The sequence below is a fragment of the Plantactinospora sp. BC1 genome, assembly GCF_003030345.1.
Classification (GTDB): Bacteria; Actinomycetota; Actinomycetes; order Mycobacteriales; family Micromonosporaceae; genus Plantactinospora.
The window spans coordinates 6,676,352-6,694,537 of the sequence record NZ_CP028158.1; the positions used below are offsets into that span (position 1 = coordinate 6,676,352).

An 18,186-nucleotide genomic window follows, 5' to 3' on the forward strand; every position below is an offset into this window, starting at 1 on the left:
GCCGGCTCAGGCCGGCCGGACCGGCAGGGTGATCGTGAAAGTGGTCCCGGCGCCCAGTTCGCTGGTCACCCGGATGCCGCCGCCGTGGTCGGTGAGGATCTGCCGGACGATGGAGAGGCCCAGCCCGCTGCCGCCGGTCTGCCGGCCGCGCGCCGAGTCGGCCCGCCAGAACCGGTCGAAGACGTACGGCAGCGCCTCCGGCGCGATCCCCGAACCGGTGTCGACGACCTCGACCACGGCGGAGTCACCCGCCCGGCGCAGCGTCAGCTTCACCTCGCCACCCTCGGCGGTGGCCCGCAACGCGTTGGTGATCAGATTGCCGACCACCTGGCGCAGCCGGTCCGGGTCGGCGTGCACGGCGACCGGTTCGGTCTCCACCCGCAGGGTCACCCCGGCCGCGTCGGCGCCGGCCCCGTGCGCGGTACGGCACGTCTCCAGCAGTTCGGCCAGGTCGACGGTGGTCCGGTGGTACGCCAGGCTGCCCGCCTCGGCCAGGGCGAGATCCTGGAGGTCGTCGACGATCCGCTGCTGCAACACCGCCTCCTCGTGCAGCGAGGCGAAGAGTTCCGGATCGGGCTCGATCACCCCGTCGGAGAGCGCCTCCAGATAGCCGCGCAGGTTGGCCAGCGGCGTACGCAACTCGTGCGCCACGTCGGCGACCAGCCGGCGCTGGCGTTCCTCGCCGCGCTGCAACGAGTCCGCCATCCGGTTGAACGACCGGGCCAGTACGGCGATCTCGTCGTTGCCCCGCACCGGCACCCGGCTGGTCAGATCGCCCCGGCCGAGCCGCTGGGAGGCCGCGGTCAGGATCGCGATCGGGCGCAGCACCCGGTGGCTGAGCAGGGCGGTCGCGATGATCGCCACCGCCGCCACCCCGGCCGCGGCGGCCAGCAGCGGGCCGACCACCAGCGCCCGGTCGTCCTCGTCGCCGACCCCGAGGATGACCTGGGCCGGTTCGGGCGCCACCTCCGCGATCCGGGCGCTGAACGCCTCGGCCAGGCAGTAGTCCCTCGGCTCGCTCGGATCGGTCTCGGCGCAGGCGGCGGCGAGGTCACCCAGCTCGGCCCTGAGCGCCCGTTCGGACCGGGTCGCCTGGTCGAGGCAGTTCCGGCCCACCTCCGGATGGGCCGAGATGGCCGCGTCCACGTCGTAGGCCGGCACCCCGAACCGGCCCGGCCTCTGGATCGGGTCGATCCCGTTGCGGGTGAGACAGGCGGCGAACCGGACCCCGGTGCGGTAGCTGGCCAGCTCCTTGGCGGCGACGTTCGCCGGATCGGCGTCCACCCCGGAGAGGTTGAGCGTGGGGCGGGGGTTGACGTATCCGTTCACGGTGCCGAGTTCGCGTACCGCCCGCTCCGGGTTGCTCTCGTGGTCGGTGTCCACCAGTACCCAGCCGGACTCGGTGACCAGGTGGATGCGCTGCCCGGTCTGCTCACCGAGCCGTACGACAAGATCCCGGACCCCCTCCCAGGTGCCGTGCCGGCGGCCGTAGTCGCGCAGCGCGCTGGTGACCTGGTCCAGCGAGGCGGCGGCGGCACCGGACTCGTCGATCTGCCGGGACGCCTGCCGGAGTACCAGCCAGAGGGTCGCGGCGGTGGCGCTGACCGCGACGAGCATCACCAGGCCGAGTACCCGTAACCGGAAGCTCACGCCGACGGGTCCGCCCCGGCGGCGGCGTCCTCCGGACTCCGCGCGGCACCCGGCTGCTCGGCCAGCCGGTAGCCCCGGCCGAAGACGGTCTGCACGTAGCGCGGCTCGGCCGGATCAGTCTCGATCTTGCGGCGCAGGTTCATCACGTGCGCGTCCACGGTCCGTTCCAGCACGTAGTGGTCGAAGCCGAAGGCCCGGTCGATGATCTGCGCCCGGGTGAACGCCCGGCCGGGCTCGCCGGCCAGCACCTCCAGGATGCCGAACTCCTTGGCGGTGAGCGTGACCAGCCGCCCGCCGATCCGTACCTCGAACCGGCCCGGGTCGACCTCCAGGTCACCGACCCGGAGCACCGCCTGGTTGCCCGCGCTGAGCACCCCGGCGCGGCGCAGCAGGGCGCGGACCCGGGCGGCCAGCTCGCGGGGACTGTACGGCTTGGTCAGGTAGTCGTCGGCGCCGATGTCCAGCCCGAGCAGGACGTCGTCCTCGGTGGTCCGGGCGGTCAGCAGCAGGATCGGCAGGTTGGACTCGGCCCGCAGGATCCGGCAGACGTCCAGCCCGTCCACGACCGGCATCATCACGTCCAGCACCACCAGGTCGGGGCGGCGGGCGCGGACCTGCTCCAGGGCGGCCCGCCCGTCACCGACGACGAGCACGCTGTGGCCCTCCCGTTCGAGATAGACCCGGACCAGGTTGGCCTGCTTCGGGTCGTCCTCGGCGACCAGTATCCGCGCGCTCATGTGTCCCCATTCTGCCTGCTCGGAGCGGCATCGATTAGAGCGCCGACGGGGTGAAGAAGTGATGAATTCGCGATCCGGAAACGGTCAGGGAACGGCCCGAACCCGGTGGGCACACGTTCTTGACAGCTTTCGCACATCCGCGCTCCTACCGTGCGGGCATGTCGAAAGGGATCGCAGTCGTACCCGGGGCGGCCGGCGGGCGCGCCGACCGGGCCCGGCGGTCGGCGCTCCGGCGCCGGATCCGGGAGACCCTGGCCCTGCGCCGGGCCGATGCCGCGGCCGGGCTCCGGGCCGGTCCCGGCGGGGCGCCGGTCGGACCGGCCGGCGATACCGGGCAGGGCGCGGTGACCTGACCGTACGCCCCCGGAGCGGGCGGCGGACTAGAGTCGTCGCCGGCCGACCCACCCGCCGGCCGTGGCCGAGTGGAGGATGACTGGCGTGCTGCACCTGAGGATCATCGTGCCGACCGACCGGTCCGTGGCCGTACAGGAACTGCTCGCCGCCGATCCCGCCGTGGCGCATCTCATCGTGCTGCCCGGCGCCGCCCGTACGCCCCCGGGTGACGTGGTGCTCTGCGACGTCGTACGCGAGGGTGCCGACGAGGTACTGGAGGCGTTGCGGGCACTCGGCGTGGACCGGACCGGCGGGGTGGTCGGGGACGGGGTGGACGTCACCCTCTCGGCCGCCGCCGACCGGGCCGCCCGGGCGGCACCCGGGCTGGGTACCGACGCGGTGGTCTGGGACGAGATCGCCCAGAAGACCGGCGAGGAGACCCGCCTCTCGGTGACGTACCTGCTGCTGATCACCCTGGCCACCGTCATCGCCGGCATCGCGGTACTGCTCGACCAGCCCATCCTGATCATCGGCGCGATGGTGGTCGGCCCGGAGTTCGGACCGCTCGCCGCGCTCTGCGTGGCGCTGCTGCGCCGGCGGGGGTTGGTCATCCGGCGTTCGCTGCTGGCGCTCGGCGTCGGCTTCCTCGCCGCGATGGCGGTGACCGTGCTCAGCACCTGGGTGCTGACCGCCGCCGGCCTGATCGACCGGTCGATGCTGCTCGCCGAGCGGCCGATGACCGACTTCATCTGGCGGCCCGACGCGCTCTCCTGGGTGGTCGGCTTCCTGGCCGGGGCGGCCGGGATGCTCTCGGTCACCTCGAACCGGTCCGGGTCGCTGGTCGGGGTGCTGATCTCGGTCACCACCGTTCCGGCGGCGGCGAACGTCGCGGTCGCGCTCGGCTACGGCGTCTTCGACGAGGCGCTCGGGTCGCTCCTCCAGTTGCTGATCAACCTCTGCGCGATCGTCGTGGCCGGCGTGCTCACGCTGCTGGTGCAGCGGCTGTGGTGGGACCGGGTCGCCGCCGCCCGGCCGGCCTGGATCCGCTGGGGCCGTCCCGCGCCCGCTCCCCGGGATCCCGACCCGGCCGACCGGTCCCGCGCGGTGCCGGACCGTACCGGCGGTGCCTGACCGTACCGGCGGTGCCTGACCGCCGTCCGGACCCGCAGCGAGGATGCCGGTTCGCCGGGGGACCGCCGCGACCGGCGGGTGCCGGTCGCGGCGTGCCGGCCGAGCTACCGCCCGGGGCGGTGCCCGTCGAGGCCCTTGTCCAGCCCGGCCCGGCGCAGCGCGTCGGCCAGCGCACCGCCGCCGAAGCCGCCGCCCTGACCGCCACCGGACCGGTTCCCGCCGGAGCCGGAGCGGCCGCCGCCGGAGCGGCCACCACCGGCACCGCCGCCGCCCGGGCCGCCCCGGCCCTGGCGCTGCCGGCCGGCGGACTCACCGCCCCGGTCCCGCGCGGGGCGGGGCTCGGCCTCGTCCTCCAGGCGCAGGGTGAGCGAGATCCGCTTCCGGGGTACGTCCACGTCCAGCACCTTCACCCGGACCACGTCGCCGGACTTGACCACGTCGCGCGGGTCCTTGACGAAGGTCCGGGACATCGCCGAGACGTGCACCAGACCGTCCTGGTGCACCCCGACGTCCACGAACGCGCCGAAGGCCGCCACGTTGGTGACCACGCCCTCCAGCAGCATCCCCGGTGACAGGTCGCCGATCTTCTCCACCCCTTCGGCGAAGGTGGCGGTCCGGAACGCCGGCCGGGGATCCCGGCCCGGCTTCTCCAACTCCTTCAGGATGTCGGTCACGGTCGGCAGCCCGAAGGTGTCGTCGACGTACTCGGCGGGCCTGAGCTTGTGCAGCACGGCGGTCTTGCCGATCAGCGCGGAGAGGTCGCCGCCGGTGCTGGCCAGGATCCGCCGGACCACCGGGTACGCCTCCGGGTGCACGCTGGAGGCGTCCAGCGGGTCGTCGCCGCCGGGAATGCGCAGGAAGCCGGCGCACTGCTCGAACGCCTTCGGCCCGAGCCGGGGCACCTGCTTGAGCGCCTGCCGGGTCCGGAACGGGCCGTTCGCGTCCCGGTGCAGCACGATGTTCTCGGCCAGCCCGGCGCCGATCCCGGAGACCCGGGTCAGCAGCGGCGCGGAGGCGGTGTTGACGTCGACCCCGACGCCGTTCACGCAGTCCTCCACCACCGCGTCCAGCGAGCGGGAGAGCTTCACCTCGGAGAGGTCGTGCTGGTACTGCCCGACGCCGATCGAGCGCGGGTCGATCTTGACCAGCTCGGCCAGCGGGTCCTGGAGGCGGCGGGCGATCGAGACCGCGCCGCGCAGCGAGACGTCGAGGCCGGGCAGCTCCTGCGAGGCGTACTCGGAGGCGGAGTAGACCGAGGCGCCGGCCTCGGAGACCACCACCTTGGTCAGGTTCAGGTCGGCGTACCGCTTGATCAGGTCACCGGCCAGCTTGTCGGTCTCCCGGGAGGCGGTGCCGTTGCCGATCGCCACCAGCTCGACCTTGTGCGCCCGGGCCAGCCTGGCGAGCGTCTCGATCGAGGCGTCCCACTGCCGGCGCGGCTCGTGCGGATAGACCGTGTCGGTCGCCACCACCTTGCCGGTCGCGTCGACCACCGCCACCTTCACCCCGGTACGCAGCCCCGGGTCGAGCCCCATCGTCGGGCGGGTACCGGCCGGCGCGGCGAGTAGCAGGTCGCGCAGGTTGGTGGCGAAGACGCGTACCGCCTCGTCCTCGGCCGCCTGCCAGAGCCGCATCCGCAGGTCGGCGCCGAGGTGGATCAGGATCCGGGTCCGCCACGCCCAGCGCACCGTGTCGGCGAGCCAGCGGTCCGCCGGACGTCCCCGGTCGGCGACGCCGAACCGGGCGGCGATCTCCTGCTCGTAGCGGGTCGGCCCGACCGGGGCGTCGTCCGGCGCGGGCGCCTCCTCCGGATCCATGGTGAGGTCGAGCACGCCCTCCTTCTCGCCCCGGAACATCGCCAGGATCCGGTGCGACGGGAGCCTGGTGTACGGCTCGGCGAAGTCGAAGTAGTCGGCGAACTTGGCGCCGGCCTCCTGCTGGCCGTCGCGTACCCGGGAGACCAGCCGGCCCCGCGACCACATCTTCTCGCGCAGCGAGCCGATCAGGTCGGCGTCCTCGGCGAACCGCTCGACCAGGATCGCCCGGGCGCCGTCCAGCGCGCCGGTCGGGTCGGCCACCCCGGCGTCCGGGTTGACGAAGCCGGTCGCCACCGTGCGCGGGTCCTGGGTCGGGTCGGCGAGCAGCGTCTCGGCCAGCGGCTCCAGCCCGGCCTCCCGGGCGATCTGCGCCTTCGTCCGCCGCTTCGGCTTGTAGGGCAGGTAGATGTCCTCCAGCCGGGCCTTCGAGTCGGCCGCCATGATCTGCGCTTCCAACGCCTCGTCCAGCTTGCCCTGGCCGCGGATCGACTCCAGCACCGCCGCCCGGCGCTCCTCCAGCTCCCGCAGGTAGCGCAGCCGCTCCTCCAGGGTGCGCAGCTGGGCGTCGTCGAGCGACTCGGTGGCCTCCTTGCGGTAACGGGCGATGAACGGCACGGTCGAGCCGCCGTCGAGCAGCTCCACCGCGGCCCGTACCTGCCGCTCGTGTACGCCGAGCTCCTCGGCGATCCGCTGGTGCACAGAGCGCGGCTGCGCAGAGGTTGTCACGTCCTGTTCCGCCTTCTCCACTCGGTTCCGCCCGCACCCGCCGCCGGGGCCCGGGCCGGGCAACTGGGTGCCGGGAAGCATTGTGCCGCACCGGCCGGGTCCCGGGCTCGTCGCCGGCCGGCACCGGGCGACGGTCGCCGTGCCTGGGCGGCGGTGCCGGGCCGGCGTCCCGGGTTCACGCGCCGTCGGCTATGGACAACCGAGAGTGATTCGGGTTAGGTCGGCTCGGAGTGCTCCGCGAATCGACGAGGGACGACATGACTCTTCTGGCCGACGACCGGCCCGCCGGCTCCGGTGCGGGCGTCACCGACGGACATCCGCTGGCCCGGCTCACCGCCGACGAGATCCGGGCCGCCCGGACACTGCTGGACCGGGCCGGGCTGCTCGGCCCGACCGTCCGGTTCGCCGTGCTGGCCCTGGCGGAGCCGGCCAGGGACGTGGTGCTGGCCTACCGGCCGGGCGATCCGGTGGACCGCCGGGTCCGGGCGGTACTGCTCGACGTCGCCACCGGCGTCGCCCGGACCGTACTGGCCTCGGTCACCACCGGCACCGTCGAGTCGGTACGCGAGCACGACGCCACCCGGGACGGCCAGCCGCCGATCATGCTGGAGGAGTTCGTCGCGGTCGACGAGATCGTCAAGGCCGATCCGGGCTGGCGGGCGGCGATGGAACGCCGGGGCGTGCACGACCTCGACCTGGTCCGGCCCTGCCCGCTCTCGGCCGGCGACTTCGACCTGCCGGGGGAGCGGGGCAAGCGGCTGCTGCGGGTGCTCTCCTTCCTCGCCCACCGGCCCGAGGACCACTGCTGGGCGCACCCGATCGACGGCGTGGTGGCGTACGTCGACCTGACCGAGCGCCGGGTCGTCGAGCTGATCGACCACGAACTGCTGCCGGTACCTGCCGAGGAGGGCAACTTCGACGACCCGGCGTACGTCGGGCCGGCCCGGACCAGCCTGAAGCCGATCGAGATCACCCAGCCGGAGGGGCCGAGCTTCTCCGTCGACGGCGACGTGGTGCGCTGGGAGAACTGGAGCTTCCGGGTCGGCTTCGACCCCCGGGAGGGGCTGGTACTGCACCAGCTCGGCTTCACCGACGCCGGCCGGGAGCGTCCGGTGCTCTACCGCGCCTCGGTCGCCGAGATGGTGGTCCCGTACGCCGACCCGAGCCCGGTGCGGTTCTGGCAGAACTACTTCGACGCCGGGGAATACCTGCTCGGCCAGCAGGTGAACTCGCTGGTGCTCGGCTGCGACTGCCTCGGCGAGATCTACTACCTCGACGCCGTCCTCGCCGACGGGGCCGGCGAGCCGCGCGAGGTGGCCAACGCGATCTGCCTGCACGAGGAGGACCACGGGGTGCTGTGGAAGCACACCGACCTCTTCACCGAGTCGGCGGAGACGCGTCGGCAGCGCCGGCTGGTCATCTCCTCCTTCGTCACCGTCGGCAACTACGACTACGGCTTCTACTGGTACCTCTACCTCGACGGCACCATCCAACTGGAGGTGAAGGCGACCGGGGTGCTCTTCACCTCGGCCTACACCGAGGGCAGCCGGTACGCGACCGAGGTGGCGCCGGGGCTCGGCGCGCCGTACCACCAGCACCTGTTCAGCGCCCGGCTCGACGTGACGGTCGACGGGACCCGCAACGCCGTCGACGAACTCGACGTACGGCCGCTGCCGGTCGGCCCGGAGAACCCGTACGGGAACGCCTTCACCCGGGTGGCGACCCGGCTGTCGACGGAGTCCGACGGCGCCCGGGACGCCGACGCCTCGGTCGGCCGGAGCTGGCGGATCTCCAACCCGGAGCGGCTGGGTCGACTCGGCCGGCCGGTCGGCTATCAGCTCCGCCCCGAGGGCCAGTCGGTGCTGCTGGCCGCCCCCGACTCCTCGGTGGCCCGCCGGGCCGCCTTCGCCACCCGCTCGCTCTGGGTCACCCGGTACGACCCGGAGCAGCGGTATCCCGCCGGTGACCTGGTCAACCAGCACCCGGGCCGGGCGGGGCTGCCGGAGTACGTCGCGGCCGACCGGCCGATCGACGGCGAGGACATCGTGCTCTGGCACACCTTCGGCACCACGCACTTCCCCCGCCCGGAGGAGTGGCCGGTGATGCCGGTGGACCGGTGCGGCTTCACGCTGCGGCCGGACGGTTTCTTCGACCGCAATCCCACCCTGGACGTCCCGGCCAGCACCGCGGCGCACTGCCGTGCGGCCGGCGACGGGCCGGCCGCCGGCTGCCCCGGCGACTGAGGCGCGGCGCCGGGCCGGCCGCGAACTGCCCCGGCGACTGAGGCGCGGCGCCGGGCCGGGTCAGCCCGGGTGTCTGCACCCGCCGGCTCCTCCTCGGCGACTCGCTCCACACCGAGAAGGTGGTCGTCTTCGCCGACGCGGTCAGCGGCGCAGCGTGAGCGTGGTGGCGGCGACGGCCGCGTCGACCGCGTCGAGCAGGTCGCCGAGTTCCGTCGGGAGCAGCCGCCGGCCGGCGGCGATCCGCTCGGTGACGATCGTCCGGTTCGCCGGGATCAGCGCCCGGACCAGTCCACCAGCCCGGACCAGCCCGGCCAGCGTCGCGGTGCGCGCGTCCAGCGGCTGGTCGGAGCGCTCCAGCACGGCGTTGAGCCGGACCCGGGGCCGGGCGACCCGGTTCGGGTCGAGCCCGGGAAAGCGGACCGTGGTGCGCAGGTTCAGCCCCCGGGTGGTCATCCGGCGTACCGCGCCCGCGCTGACCAGCCGGTCGCCGACGTGGTCCCGGACCCGGGGGGCGAGGAACTCCAGCCAGGAGCGGGCCGGATGGCCGTCGCCCCGGCGTACCATCTCGGCCAGCACCCGGTCGGTGACCGGCTCGCGCCAGGCCCGGTCGTCGGCGACGTAGACGCCGGACCGGACGAGGGTGATCCGCCCGTCGAAGAGCAGTTCGGCGAGGAGCGCGCCGGAGAGCGCGGCATCCACCAGATTCGCCGCGGCGTGCGGCTTGCCGCTGTAGTCATCGTGTGCGATGAGGAACAGCTCGTCGGCCAGCCGCTCGGTGGGTGGGCCCGGGTAATTGGTCATGGTCATCCTCGGCCGGCCGGCTGGCGTGCCGGGGCGGTCACTCCGCAATGTCGATGCAGGACGGTACGGCATGCACACTGTCCGTTCAACCCGCCCTGGCCCTGCGTGTTTGGATACTGTGACGTGTCGATCTCTTGTCGCGGGGCGTGATCGCCCATAACCTCTCCGGTGTCGTTCGAGAGCCCCTTTCTCGTCACCCCCACACCGAGAGAGACCGACACATGTCATCCAGTTCCGCCCCTTCCGGCCCGGAGTCCGGCCTGCGCCGGGGACGTCTGGGCACCGTGCATCTCGTCTTCTTCACCGTCGCGGCGTCGGCACCGCTGACCGTGCTCGGCGGTGGCGTCACGACGATGTACGCCGTCAGCGGCAACGTCGGGGCGGCCCTGTCCTACCTGCTGCTCGCCGCCGTCCTCGGTGTCTTCGCCGTCGGCTACGCCGCGATGAGCCGGTTCGTGAGCAACGCCGGTGCGTTCTACTCGTACATCGCCAACGGGCTGGGGCGGGCGGGCGGGGTCTCCGGCTCCTTCATCGCCCTCGCCTCCTACAACGCGATCCAGATCGGACTGTACGGGCTCTTCGGCGCCGTCCTCGGCGACTTCATGGCGACCAAGTTCGGCGTGGAGCGGCAGTGGTGGGTCTGGGCACTGGTCGGGCTGGTGGTGGTCGCGGTCCTCGGCGTGCTCCAGGTCGACCTGAACGCGACGGTCCTCGCGGTGCTGCTCCTGCTCGAATGCCTCGCGGTCGTCATCTTCGACGCGGTCTCGTTCGGCAACCCGGCCGGCGGCAGCATCAGCCTCGCCGGGCTCGACCCCGGCAACCTCTTCGCGGCGGGGCTCGGTGCGGTCTTCGCGCTGGGGATCGCCTGCTTCACCGGCTTCGAGTCCGGGGCGATCTACAGCGAGGAGGTGCGGGACCCCCGCCGTACCGTGGCCCGGGCCACCTACGTCGCGGTCGCCTTCACCGGCGCCTTCTACGCGCTCTCCGCCTGGGCGTTGACCGTGGTCACCGGTCCGGAGAACGCCCAGGCCGCCTCGGTCGAGGCCGGCCCGGGGGTGGTCTTCGGGACCCTGGCCGAGCATGCCGGCAGCACGGTGGCGGACGTGGCCAACCTACTCTTCATCACCTCGGTGCTGGCCGCCCTGCTGTCGTTCCACAACGGCGTGGCCCGCTACCTCTTCGCGCTGGGCCGGGAGCGGGTCCTGCCGTCCTTCCTCAGCCAGACCGGGGTCCGCACCGGGGCGCCGGTCGCCGGTTCGCTGACCCAGACCCTGCTGGCCCTCGGCATCGTTCTGGCCTTCGTGCTGGCCGACCGGGATCCGGTGCTCGACCTCTTCACCTGGCTCAGCGGGGTCTCGGCGGTCGGGGTGGTGCTGCTGATGACCCTCACCTCCGCCTCCGTGGTGGGCTTCTTCCGCCGCCGTCCGCAGGTCGGGGTCAGCGCCTGGCAGCGGCTGGTCGCCCCGGCGTCGGCCACCGTGCTGCTCCTCGCCGTCCTGGCGGTGCTGCTGGTGAACTTCGACGCGCTGCTCGCCCCCGGCAACCCGGCCTACCTGGCCTGGGTGCTGCCCGGGGTCACCCTGGTCGCCGCGCTGGTCGGGCTCGGCTGGGGGCTGCTGCTGCGGCGCACCCGGCCGGCCGTCTACGAGGCCGTCGGCCGGGGCGCGGTCGATTCGTCGCCGGCCGAGGAGCCGGATCTCGCGCTGACCCGCTGACCGCCGCCTCCGGCCGCGCCCGAACGGGCCCCCTCGACGCCGGTCGACGCCGGTCGACGCCGGTCGATCCGGCGGCCGGGGCGGGGGCCGGGGCTGGGCGGGGCGCGTAACGGGTTCCGTCCGGTCGGCGGATCAGCCGAGCGGCCGCCACCAACCGTCCACCGGGGGCGGGTGGTCGACGACCACCCGCTCACCGGGACGCGGCACCGCCAGGCGTACGCCCCGGGCCTCGGCCTCCCGGCAGAGCCGGTCCACCGGTTCGGCCCAGCCGTGCGGGGCGAGGTTGAAGGTGCCCCAGTGCACCGGGACGAGGAGCCCGCCGCGCAGGTCCAGGTGTGCGCTGACCGCCTCCTCCGGGTACATGTGGATGTTCGGCCAGGCGGTGGCGTACGCGCCGATCTGGATGAGCGTGACGTCGAACGGGCCGTATTCGGCGCCGATCTCGGCGTAGCCCTCGAAGTAGCCGGAGTCGCCGGAACAGAAGACCCGACGGGTCCGGCCGGCCACCACCCAGGAGCCCCAGAGGGTACGGTCCCGGGCGAACGCGCGCCCGGAGAAGTGCCGGGCCGGGGTGGCGATGACGTCGAGCCCGGCGACCGAGGCGTGCTCGCCCCAGTCCAGCTCCACGATCCGCTCCGCCGGTACGCCCCAGCGCTCCAGGTGGGCGCCGACTCCGAGCGGCACCAGGAACGGCGCGGACTGGCTGTCCCGCAGGGCGCGTACGGTCGGCATGTCCAGGTGGTCGTAGTGGTCGTGCGAGATGAGCACCGCGTCCAGCCGGGGGAGCCGGTCCAGCGGCACCGGCATGGGATGCAGCCGGCGTGGGCCGATCCGGGCCGACGGCGAGCAGCGGTCGCTCCAGACCGGGTCGAGCAGCACCCGCCGTCCCTCGATCTCGATCAGCGCCGACGCGTGGCCGTACCAGAGCACGCTCAGTTCGTCGGGCGGGGCGGTGGCCGGCTCGACGGTCTCCGGCACCAGCACCGGCACGCTGCCGGACGGGTGCCGGGGCTGGTCGCCGAAGAGCAGTTCCCGGAGGATTGCCGCCCCGGTGCCGGGGAGCGCGATCCGGGTACTGACCGGGTTGCGGAACGCGCCGGCCCGGTACTGCGGGGAGCGGCGTACCCGGTCTGCCCGGGCGCCGTCGGGGAGTCGGCCGAGCGCGGCCGGCACGTCCCGGACCGCCCAGGCGGCCGCGCCGAGCGCGGCCAGCGCGAGTGGCCAGCGCAGGCGGCGCCGCCGACGGCGCCGGGCCACGACGTCGTCCCGTCCTGCTCTTCCGCGCATCTGTTCCGGGCCCCCTCGTCCCCACGAGCGAGGGTACGCCGGCCGGCGGGTGCCCGGTGCGGCCAGGCTCGGACCCGGCACCCGCTGCCCGGCGTCGGCTCGCCCGTGGTGGCACGGTTCGGCTCGCCCGTGCCTGCCCGGTTCGGCTCGCCCGTGGTGGCACGGCTCGGCTCGCCCGTGGCGTCGGGTCCGGTGGACCGGCCGCTAGGGTTGCCGTCCATGACCGAGGCACCGTTCCTGCACGCCACCCGCGAGTCCTACGACGCGCTCTCCGTCGACCACCTGCACATCGTCGCCACCGAGCTGCCCCGGATGCCGGTGGACCGGGCGCTGCTGGCCCTCTTCGCCGAGTGGGTCACGGCGACCGGCAACACCACGGTCGCCGACGTCGGCTGTGGCCCCGGTCGGCTGACGAAGGCGCTGCACGAACTCGGTCTGGAGGCGTCCGGTGTCGACCTCTCCCCGAAGATGATCGCCCTGGCCAGGCGGGCCTACCCCGAGCTGCGGTTCGAGGTGGGGTCGATGCTGGCGCTGGAGATCCCGGACGCGTCCCTGGGTGGCCTGCTCGCCAACTACTCGATCATCCATGTCCCCTGGGAGCGCCGCCCGGAGGTGTTCGCGGAGTTCCGCCGGGTGCTGGCCCCGGGCGGGCAGTTGATGCTCTCCTTCCAGGTCGGCGACGACCGCAAGCGCTACGACCGGGTGGACGACCTGACGATCTCGCTCGACTTCTACCGCCAGCAACCGGAGGAGGTGGCCGGACTGTTGGCCGAGGCCGGATTCGAGGTCCGGCTGAAGGCCGTCCGGGCACCGGACTCCGAGCGGGAGCTGACCCACCAGGGCTACCTGCTGGCCCGCCGACCCGTCGCCGCCGGATAGCGCCGCCGGACAGCGCGGCCGGACAGCGCGGCCGACCGCCCCCGAGCCGGCTGGTCGTGGCTCGGGTGTCGGCCGGGTGCGGGGTCAGCCGCCGTTGGTCGGCTGGTACATCCGGGGGCGGCGGGCCGGCACCGACAGGTTGCTCAGCCCGTCGACCGCGGCGAGGAAGGCCGGGCCCATCGCCGCCCGGGCCTGCACCGCCGGGTGGGTCGAACCGAAGTTGTCCGGGTCGGCCTGGCCGTCGGCGAAGAGCACGTACGTCAGCACCGGCGTGCCGGCCGGATCGAAGATCAGTCCGGCCTCGTGCCGGGCGTTGCCGAACCAGCCCGCCTTGGTGGCGATCCGGGCCCGGTCGGCCGAGGACATGTTCCGGCGGATGCCGTCGGTGAACGCGATCGGCGCCCGGAGCTGGTTGAGCAGGAAGGTGGTCGAGGTGGCGGAGAGCAGCGTGCCCCGGACCAGCGCCTGGAGCAGGTCGTGGGTCTCCCGGGCGGTGCTGGTGCCGAGGAAGAACCGGTTCGGGTTGGCGACCGGCTCGACCTGGGTCTTCGGGAAGCCCTTGCCGACCAGGATCTGGTTGAGTTCGGCGGCCGGGCAGACCAGGCCGCAGAGCCGGACGGCGGTGTCGTCGGAGACGGTCAGCAGCGCGGCGAGTACGTGGCCCAGGGTCACCGAGCTGGGGTAGGCGCCGTCCAGGCTGAAGATGCCGTCACCGCCGGGCACCACGATCCCCGAGGTGACCTCGACCCGCTGGTCCAGGGTGAGCAGCCCCCGGTCGACCTTGTCCAGCACCGCCGTCGCCACCGCGATCTTGTTGACGCTGTACGCCTCGACGACGGTGTCCTGGTTCTCCCGTACCGCCGGTAGCGGCGCCGGGCCGGTCCCGCTGGCGACGCTCAGGTACGCGTACCAGTTCCCGCCGGCCTTCGTCCTCTCCCGGCGGTAGATCGCGGCGACCCGGTCGGCGCGGGCCCGGTCGGGGCTGTCGAGTCCCTTCCCGCCACTGTTCGGCGCGGCCATCGCCGGAGTGGCGGTACCGAGCACGACGCCGGCGGTGGCGGCGCTGCCGATGCCCAGTGCGGTCCTGCGATTCACCCTGCTCACCACGTGCTCCCATCGGAGGGGTCGATGTCACCCGCCGGCGGCTGTCCGGTGCGGACGCGGCCCTCGGGACGGCTGCCGGATCTGCGGCTCGTTGACGGGTAACAATAGGCGACTCCGGCCCGGACCGCTGCGGCCTCCGGCTCACGCCCGCGCCGGTGTACGGCGACGTGTGCGGGCCGGGTGTACGGCGGCGGTGTGTGCGGTCCGGGCGTGCGGCGGCGGTGTGCGGGCCGTGCCGGGCGGCGGTGCCCGGGCCCGGGTGATGGTGGGGTGCGGCGCGGGTCAGGTGCCGGGCGCTCCGTCCCGCTCCCGGGTGGCCTTGAGATAGTCCCGGTTGAGCCGGCCGATGCTGGTCAGCGGGATCCCCTTCGGACAGACGGCGGTGCACTCGCCGATGTTGGTGCAGCCGCCGAAACCGGCCTCGTCGTGCGCGTCGACCATCCCGACGACCCGGGTGGAACGCTCCGGCTGACCCTGCGGCAGCAGGCTCAGGTGGCTCACCTTGGCGGCGGTGAAGAGCATCGCCGAACCGTTCGGGCAGGCCGCGACGCAGGCGCCGCAGGCGATGCAGGCGGCCGACTCGAAGGCGGCGTCGGCGTCGGACTTGCGGACGAGTTGGGCGTGCGCCTCCGGGGCGGAGCCGGTCGGCGCGGTGATGTATCCGCCGGCCGCGATGATCCGGTCGAATGCGCTCCGGTCCACCACCAGGTCCTTGATCACCGGGAACGCCTTGGCCCGCCACGGCTCGATGTCGATGGTCTGGCCGTCCCGAAAGTGTCGCATGTGGAGCTGGCAGGCCGTGGTCGCCCGCTCCGGGCCGTGTGCCACACCGTTGATCACCATGCCGCAGGCGCCGCAGATGCCTTCCCGGCAGTCGTGGTCGAAGGCGATCGGTTCCTCGCCGTCGAGGGTCAGCCGGTCGTTGAGTACGTCCAGCATCTCCAGGAACGACATGTCGGGGGAGACGTCCGGGACCTGGTAGCTGACCATCCGGCCGGGATCGTCCGGTCCGCTCTGGCGCCAGATCCGCAGGGTCAGGTTCACTTGTAACTCCGCTGGGTGGGGTGGACGTACTCGAAAACCAGGTCTTCCCTGTGCAGTACCGGCGGGCGGTCGGCGCCGGTGAACTCCCAGGCCGCCACGTAGCTGAAGTTGTCGTCGTCGCGCTGCGCCTCGCCCTCCGGGGTCTGGCTCTCGCTCCGGAAGTGCCCGCCCGCCGACTCGGTACGGTGCAGCGCGTCGATGCACATCAGCTCGGCCAGCTCGAAGAAGTCGGCGACCCGGCCGGCCTTCTCCAGCGCCTGGTTGAGCCCCTCGCCGTCGCCCGGCACCCGCACCCGCTGCCAGAACTGTTCCCGCAGACTGCGGATCTCGGCGAGCGCCTTGCGCAGCCCGGCGTCGCTGCGCTCCATGCCGCAGTGGTCCCACATGATCTGGCCCAGCTCGCGGTGGAACGAGTCGACGGTCCGGTCGCCCTGGCAGGCGAGCAGCCGGCCCAGCCGGTCGGTGACGTCGTCGCGGGCCGCCACCACCTCGGGATGGTCCTCGGCCAGCGACTCGAACGGCCCGGCGGCGAGATAGTCGGCGATGGTGCTGGGCAGTACGAAGTAGCCGTCGGCCAGGCCCTGCATCAGCGCCGAGGCGCCGAGCCGGTTGGCGCCGTGGTCGGAAAAGTTCGCCTCGCCGATCACGAAGAGGCCGGGAATGGTCGACTGGAGGTCGTAGTCGACCCAGAGCCCGCCCATCGTGTAGTGCACCGCCGGATAGATCCGCATCGGCACCTCGTACGGGTCCTCGCCGGTGATCCGCTGGTACATCTCGAAGAGGTTGCCGTACCGGTCGGCGATCGCGGAGCGGCCGAGCCGGTCGATCGCGTCGGCGAAGTCGAGATAGACGCCGAGCCCGGTCTGCCCGACGCCCCGGCCGGAGTCGCAGACGTTCTTGGCCGCCCGGGAGGCGATGTCCCGGGGGACGAGGTTGCCGAAGGACGGGTACATCCGCTCCAGGAAGTAGTCCCGCTCGTCCTCGGGGATCTGCCGGGGTGGCCGGTCGTCGCCGGCCGCCTTCGGCACCCAGACCCGCCCGTCGTTGCGCAGCGACTCGCTCATCAGGGTCAGCTTCGACTGGTGGTCGCCGGAGACCGGGATGCAGGTCGGGTGGATCTGCGTGTAGCAGGGGTTGGCGAAGAGCGCGCCCTTGCGGTGCGCCCGCCAGGTGGCGGTGACGTTGCAACCCTTGGCGTTGGTGGAGAGGTAGAAGACGTTGCCGTAGCCGCCGGTGGCCAGCACCACGGCGTCGGCGAAGTCGGTAGTGATCTCGCCGGTGACCAGGTCGCGGACCACGATGCCCCGGGCCCGGCCGTCGACCACGATCAGTTCCAGCATCTCGTGCCGGCTGTGCATCTCGACCCGGCCGAGCCCGATCTGCCGCTCCAGCGCCTGGTACGCCCCGAGCAGCAACTGCTGGCCCGTCTGGCCCCGGGCGTAGAAGGTGCGCTGCACCTGGGCGCCGCCGAACGAGCGGGTGTCGAGCAGTCCGCCGTACTCCCGGGCGAACGGTACGCCCTGGGCCACCGCCTGGTCGATGATCTCCACCGAGACCTCGGCGAGCCGGCGTACGTTCGACTCCCGGGACCGGAAGTCGCCGCCCTTGACGGTGTCGTAGAAGAGGCGCTGGATCGAGTCGCCGTCGTTGCGGTAGTTCTTGGCCGCGTTGATGCCGCCCTGGGCGGCGATCGAGTGCGCCCGACGCGGGCTGTCCTGGTAGCAGTATGACTTGACCTGGTAGCCCTGCTCGCCCAGCGTCGCCGCGGCCGAGCCGCCGGCCAGCCCGGTGCCGACGACGATCACGGTGAGCTTGCGCCGGTTGGCCGGGTTGACGAGTTTGGCGGAGAACCGGCGGCGCTGCCAGCGGGTCTCGATCGGCCCGTCCGGCGCCTTGGTGTCGGCGATCGGCTCGCCGATGGTGAAGAGGTCCAGCCCGTTGGTGGGGTTCACCGAGCCGTTGGTGGAGTTCATCAGCGCACCAATCCCGCGATCACCGCGAAGGGGACGACCAGGTAGCCGGCGCAGAGCGCGACGGCGAAGCCGAGCGAGAGCGCCCGGGCCCGGGCCTCGCCCCGGGGGGTCTGCTGACCGAGGCTGCGGAACGCGCTGAACATGCCGTGCCGCAGGTGGAAGCCGAGGGTGACGATCGCGACGGTGTAGAGCAGGGTGACGTACCAGCGTTCCGGCGCGAAGTCGGCGGCCACGTTCGCGTACGGCCGGCGCGGGTCGCCGACCGGGTTCAGGTCGCCGGTGGTCAGGTCCAGCAGGTGGTAGACGACGAAGAGGGCGATGATCACTCCGCCCCAGCGCATCGTCCGGGCCGCGTAGCTGCCCTGCACCTTGGGGCGGTGCGCGTACCGGACGGGTCGGGCCGCCCGGGCCCGCCGGGCCAGCACGGTGGCCGACCAGATGTGCGCGATCAGCGCGACGCCGAGCACGGCGCGCTGGATCCAGAGGTACCAGGTGTCCGGCAGCACGGGAGCGCCGATGGTACGCAGCCAGTGCGCGTAGTGGTCGAACGACTCGGGGCCGAAGAAGATCTTGAGATTGCCGAGCATGTGCGCGATGAGGAAGAGCACCAGCAGGATGCCCGTCACCGCCATCACGGCCTTGAGGCCGATGCTGGACCGGATCGGCGACCGCGTCGATACAGCTGTCACCTGATGAACGCTAGGAGACCTCTGATTAGTCGTCCAATGCATCGAAGCCCCAGCAAC

At 73.0% G+C, this 18,186-nt stretch carries 14 protein-coding genes; 5 read left to right on the top strand and 9 right to left on the bottom strand.

What is annotated here, in order from left to right:
• Positions 1-6 precede the first annotated feature (6 nt).
• Both C6361_RS29235 and C6361_RS29240 read right to left on the bottom strand, forming a co-directional pair.
• Positions 7-1,650, bottom strand: a complete 1,644-nt coding sequence (locus C6361_RS29235; protein ID WP_107269691.1) for a cell wall metabolism sensor histidine kinase WalK — start codon at positions 1,648-1,650, stop codon at positions 7-9.
• Positions 1,647-2,387, bottom strand: coding sequence for a response regulator transcription factor (locus C6361_RS29240; RefSeq protein ID WP_107269692.1), 741 nt, complete (start codon positions 2,385-2,387; stop codon positions 1,647-1,649). Before C6361_RS29240 ends, C6361_RS29235 begins: the two co-directional genes overlap by 4 nt.
• Positions 2,388-2,545: 158 nt before the next feature.
• Here C6361_RS29240 and C6361_RS29245 point away from each other — a divergent pair, with 158 nt between their 5' ends.
• The gene (locus C6361_RS29245) at positions 2,546-2,740 is read left to right on the top strand and encodes a hypothetical protein (RefSeq protein ID WP_107269693.1); all 195 of its coding nucleotides are present in this window, start codon (positions 2,546-2,548) and stop codon (positions 2,738-2,740) included.
• Positions 2,741-2,825: 85 nt separating this feature from the next.
• Entirely contained in the window at positions 2,826-3,851 is a 1,026-nt protein-coding gene (locus C6361_RS29250) for a DUF389 domain-containing protein (protein ID WP_107269694.1), read from the top strand.
• A gap of 104 nt (positions 3,852-3,955) precedes the next feature.
• On the opposite strand, the gene C6361_RS29255 is transcribed toward C6361_RS29250, so the two are convergent.
• Positions 3,956-6,475 (bottom strand): Tex family protein, encoded by a 2,520-nt coding sequence (locus C6361_RS29255; protein ID WP_107269695.1) that lies wholly within the window; start codon positions 6,473-6,475, stop codon positions 3,956-3,958.
• A 176-nt stretch (positions 6,476-6,651) separates the two neighbouring features.
• On the opposite strand from C6361_RS29255, the gene C6361_RS29260 reads away from it, so the two are divergent.
• Positions 6,652-8,637, top strand: a complete 1,986-nt coding sequence (locus tag C6361_RS29260) for a primary-amine oxidase (RefSeq protein ID WP_107269696.1) — start codon at positions 6,652-6,654, stop codon at positions 8,635-8,637.
• A gap of 141 nt (positions 8,638-8,778) precedes the next feature.
• On the opposite strand, the gene C6361_RS29265 is transcribed toward C6361_RS29260, so the two are convergent.
• Complete coding sequence (locus tag C6361_RS29265) at positions 8,779-9,438, bottom strand: GPP34 family phosphoprotein (RefSeq protein WP_159079532.1); 660 nt, start codon at positions 9,436-9,438, stop codon at positions 8,779-8,781.
• 221 nt (positions 9,439-9,659) lie between these two features.
• Here C6361_RS29265 and C6361_RS29270 point away from each other — a divergent pair, with 221 nt between their 5' ends.
• Positions 9,660-11,153 carry an APC family permease gene (locus tag C6361_RS29270; protein ID WP_107269697.1) on the top strand — a complete coding sequence of 498 codons (1,494 nt, stop codon included), beginning with the start codon at positions 9,660-9,662 and terminating at the stop codon, positions 11,151-11,153.
• Between the two features lie 132 nt (positions 11,154-11,285).
• Here the strand turns inward: C6361_RS29270 and C6361_RS29275 are convergent, their stop codons facing one another.
• Positions 11,286-12,440, bottom strand: coding sequence for an MBL fold metallo-hydrolase (locus C6361_RS29275; RefSeq protein ID WP_107269698.1), 1,155 nt, complete (start codon positions 12,438-12,440; stop codon positions 11,286-11,288).
• 219 nt (positions 12,441-12,659) lie between these two features.
• Here C6361_RS29275 and C6361_RS29280 point away from each other — a divergent pair, with 219 nt between their 5' ends.
• Positions 12,660-13,319, top strand: a complete 660-nt coding sequence (locus C6361_RS29280) for a class I SAM-dependent methyltransferase (protein WP_107257207.1) — start codon at positions 12,660-12,662, stop codon at positions 13,317-13,319.
• Positions 13,320-13,403: 84 nt separating this feature from the next.
• Here the strand turns inward: C6361_RS29280 and C6361_RS29285 are convergent, their stop codons facing one another.
• The 4 genes from C6361_RS29285 to C6361_RS29300 form a co-directional block, all read right to left on the bottom strand.
• Positions 13,404-14,423: a serine hydrolase gene (locus C6361_RS29285; protein ID WP_234359077.1), complete on the bottom strand. Its 1,020-nt coding sequence runs from the start codon at positions 14,421-14,423 to the stop codon at positions 13,404-13,406.
• Between the two features lie 282 nt (positions 14,424-14,705).
• The gene (locus C6361_RS29290) at positions 14,706-15,467 is read right to left on the bottom strand and encodes a succinate dehydrogenase/fumarate reductase iron-sulfur subunit (protein WP_107257206.1); all 762 of its coding nucleotides are present in this window, start codon (positions 15,465-15,467) and stop codon (positions 14,706-14,708) included.
• A complete protein-coding gene (locus tag C6361_RS29295) occupies positions 15,464-17,401 on the bottom strand; it encodes a fumarate reductase/succinate dehydrogenase flavoprotein subunit (RefSeq protein ID WP_107271257.1) in 1,938 nt (645 codons plus the stop codon). The genes C6361_RS29290 and C6361_RS29295 overlap by 4 nt, the downstream gene beginning before the upstream one ends.
• Before the next feature lie 38 nt (positions 17,402-17,439).
• The gene (locus tag C6361_RS29300) at positions 17,440-18,129 is read right to left on the bottom strand and encodes a succinate dehydrogenase cytochrome b subunit (RefSeq protein ID WP_304598511.1); all 690 of its coding nucleotides are present in this window, start codon (positions 18,127-18,129) and stop codon (positions 17,440-17,442) included.
• Positions 18,130-18,186: the final 57 nt, after the last annotated feature.

Bases quoted from the DNA above. Each gene is read 5' to 3' on its own strand.
- C6361_RS29240 (WP_107269692.1), bottom strand. From the start codon at position 2,387: ATGAGCGCGCGGATACTGGTCGCCGAGGACGACCCGAAGCAGGCCAAC.
- C6361_RS29245 (WP_107269693.1), top strand. From the start codon at position 2,546: ATGTCGAAAGGGATCGCAGTCGTACCCGGGGCGGCCGGCGGGCGCGCC.
- C6361_RS29255 (WP_107269695.1), bottom strand. From the start codon at position 6,475: ATGCTTCCCGGCACCCAGTTGCCCGGCCCGGGCCCCGGCGGCGGGTGC.
- C6361_RS29260 (WP_107269696.1), top strand. From the start codon at position 6,652: ATGACTCTTCTGGCCGACGACCGGCCCGCCGGCTCCGGTGCGGGCGTC.
- C6361_RS29265 (WP_159079532.1), bottom strand. From the start codon at position 9,438: ATGACCAATTACCCGGGCCCACCCACCGAGCGGCTGGCCGACGAGCTG.
- C6361_RS29270 (WP_107269697.1), top strand. From the start codon at position 9,660: ATGTCATCCAGTTCCGCCCCTTCCGGCCCGGAGTCCGGCCTGCGCCGG.
- C6361_RS29275 (WP_107269698.1), bottom strand. From the start codon at position 12,440: ATGCGCGGAAGAGCAGGACGGGACGACGTCGTGGCCCGGCGCCGTCGG.
- C6361_RS29280 (WP_107257207.1), top strand. From the start codon at position 12,660: ATGACCGAGGCACCGTTCCTGCACGCCACCCGCGAGTCCTACGACGCG.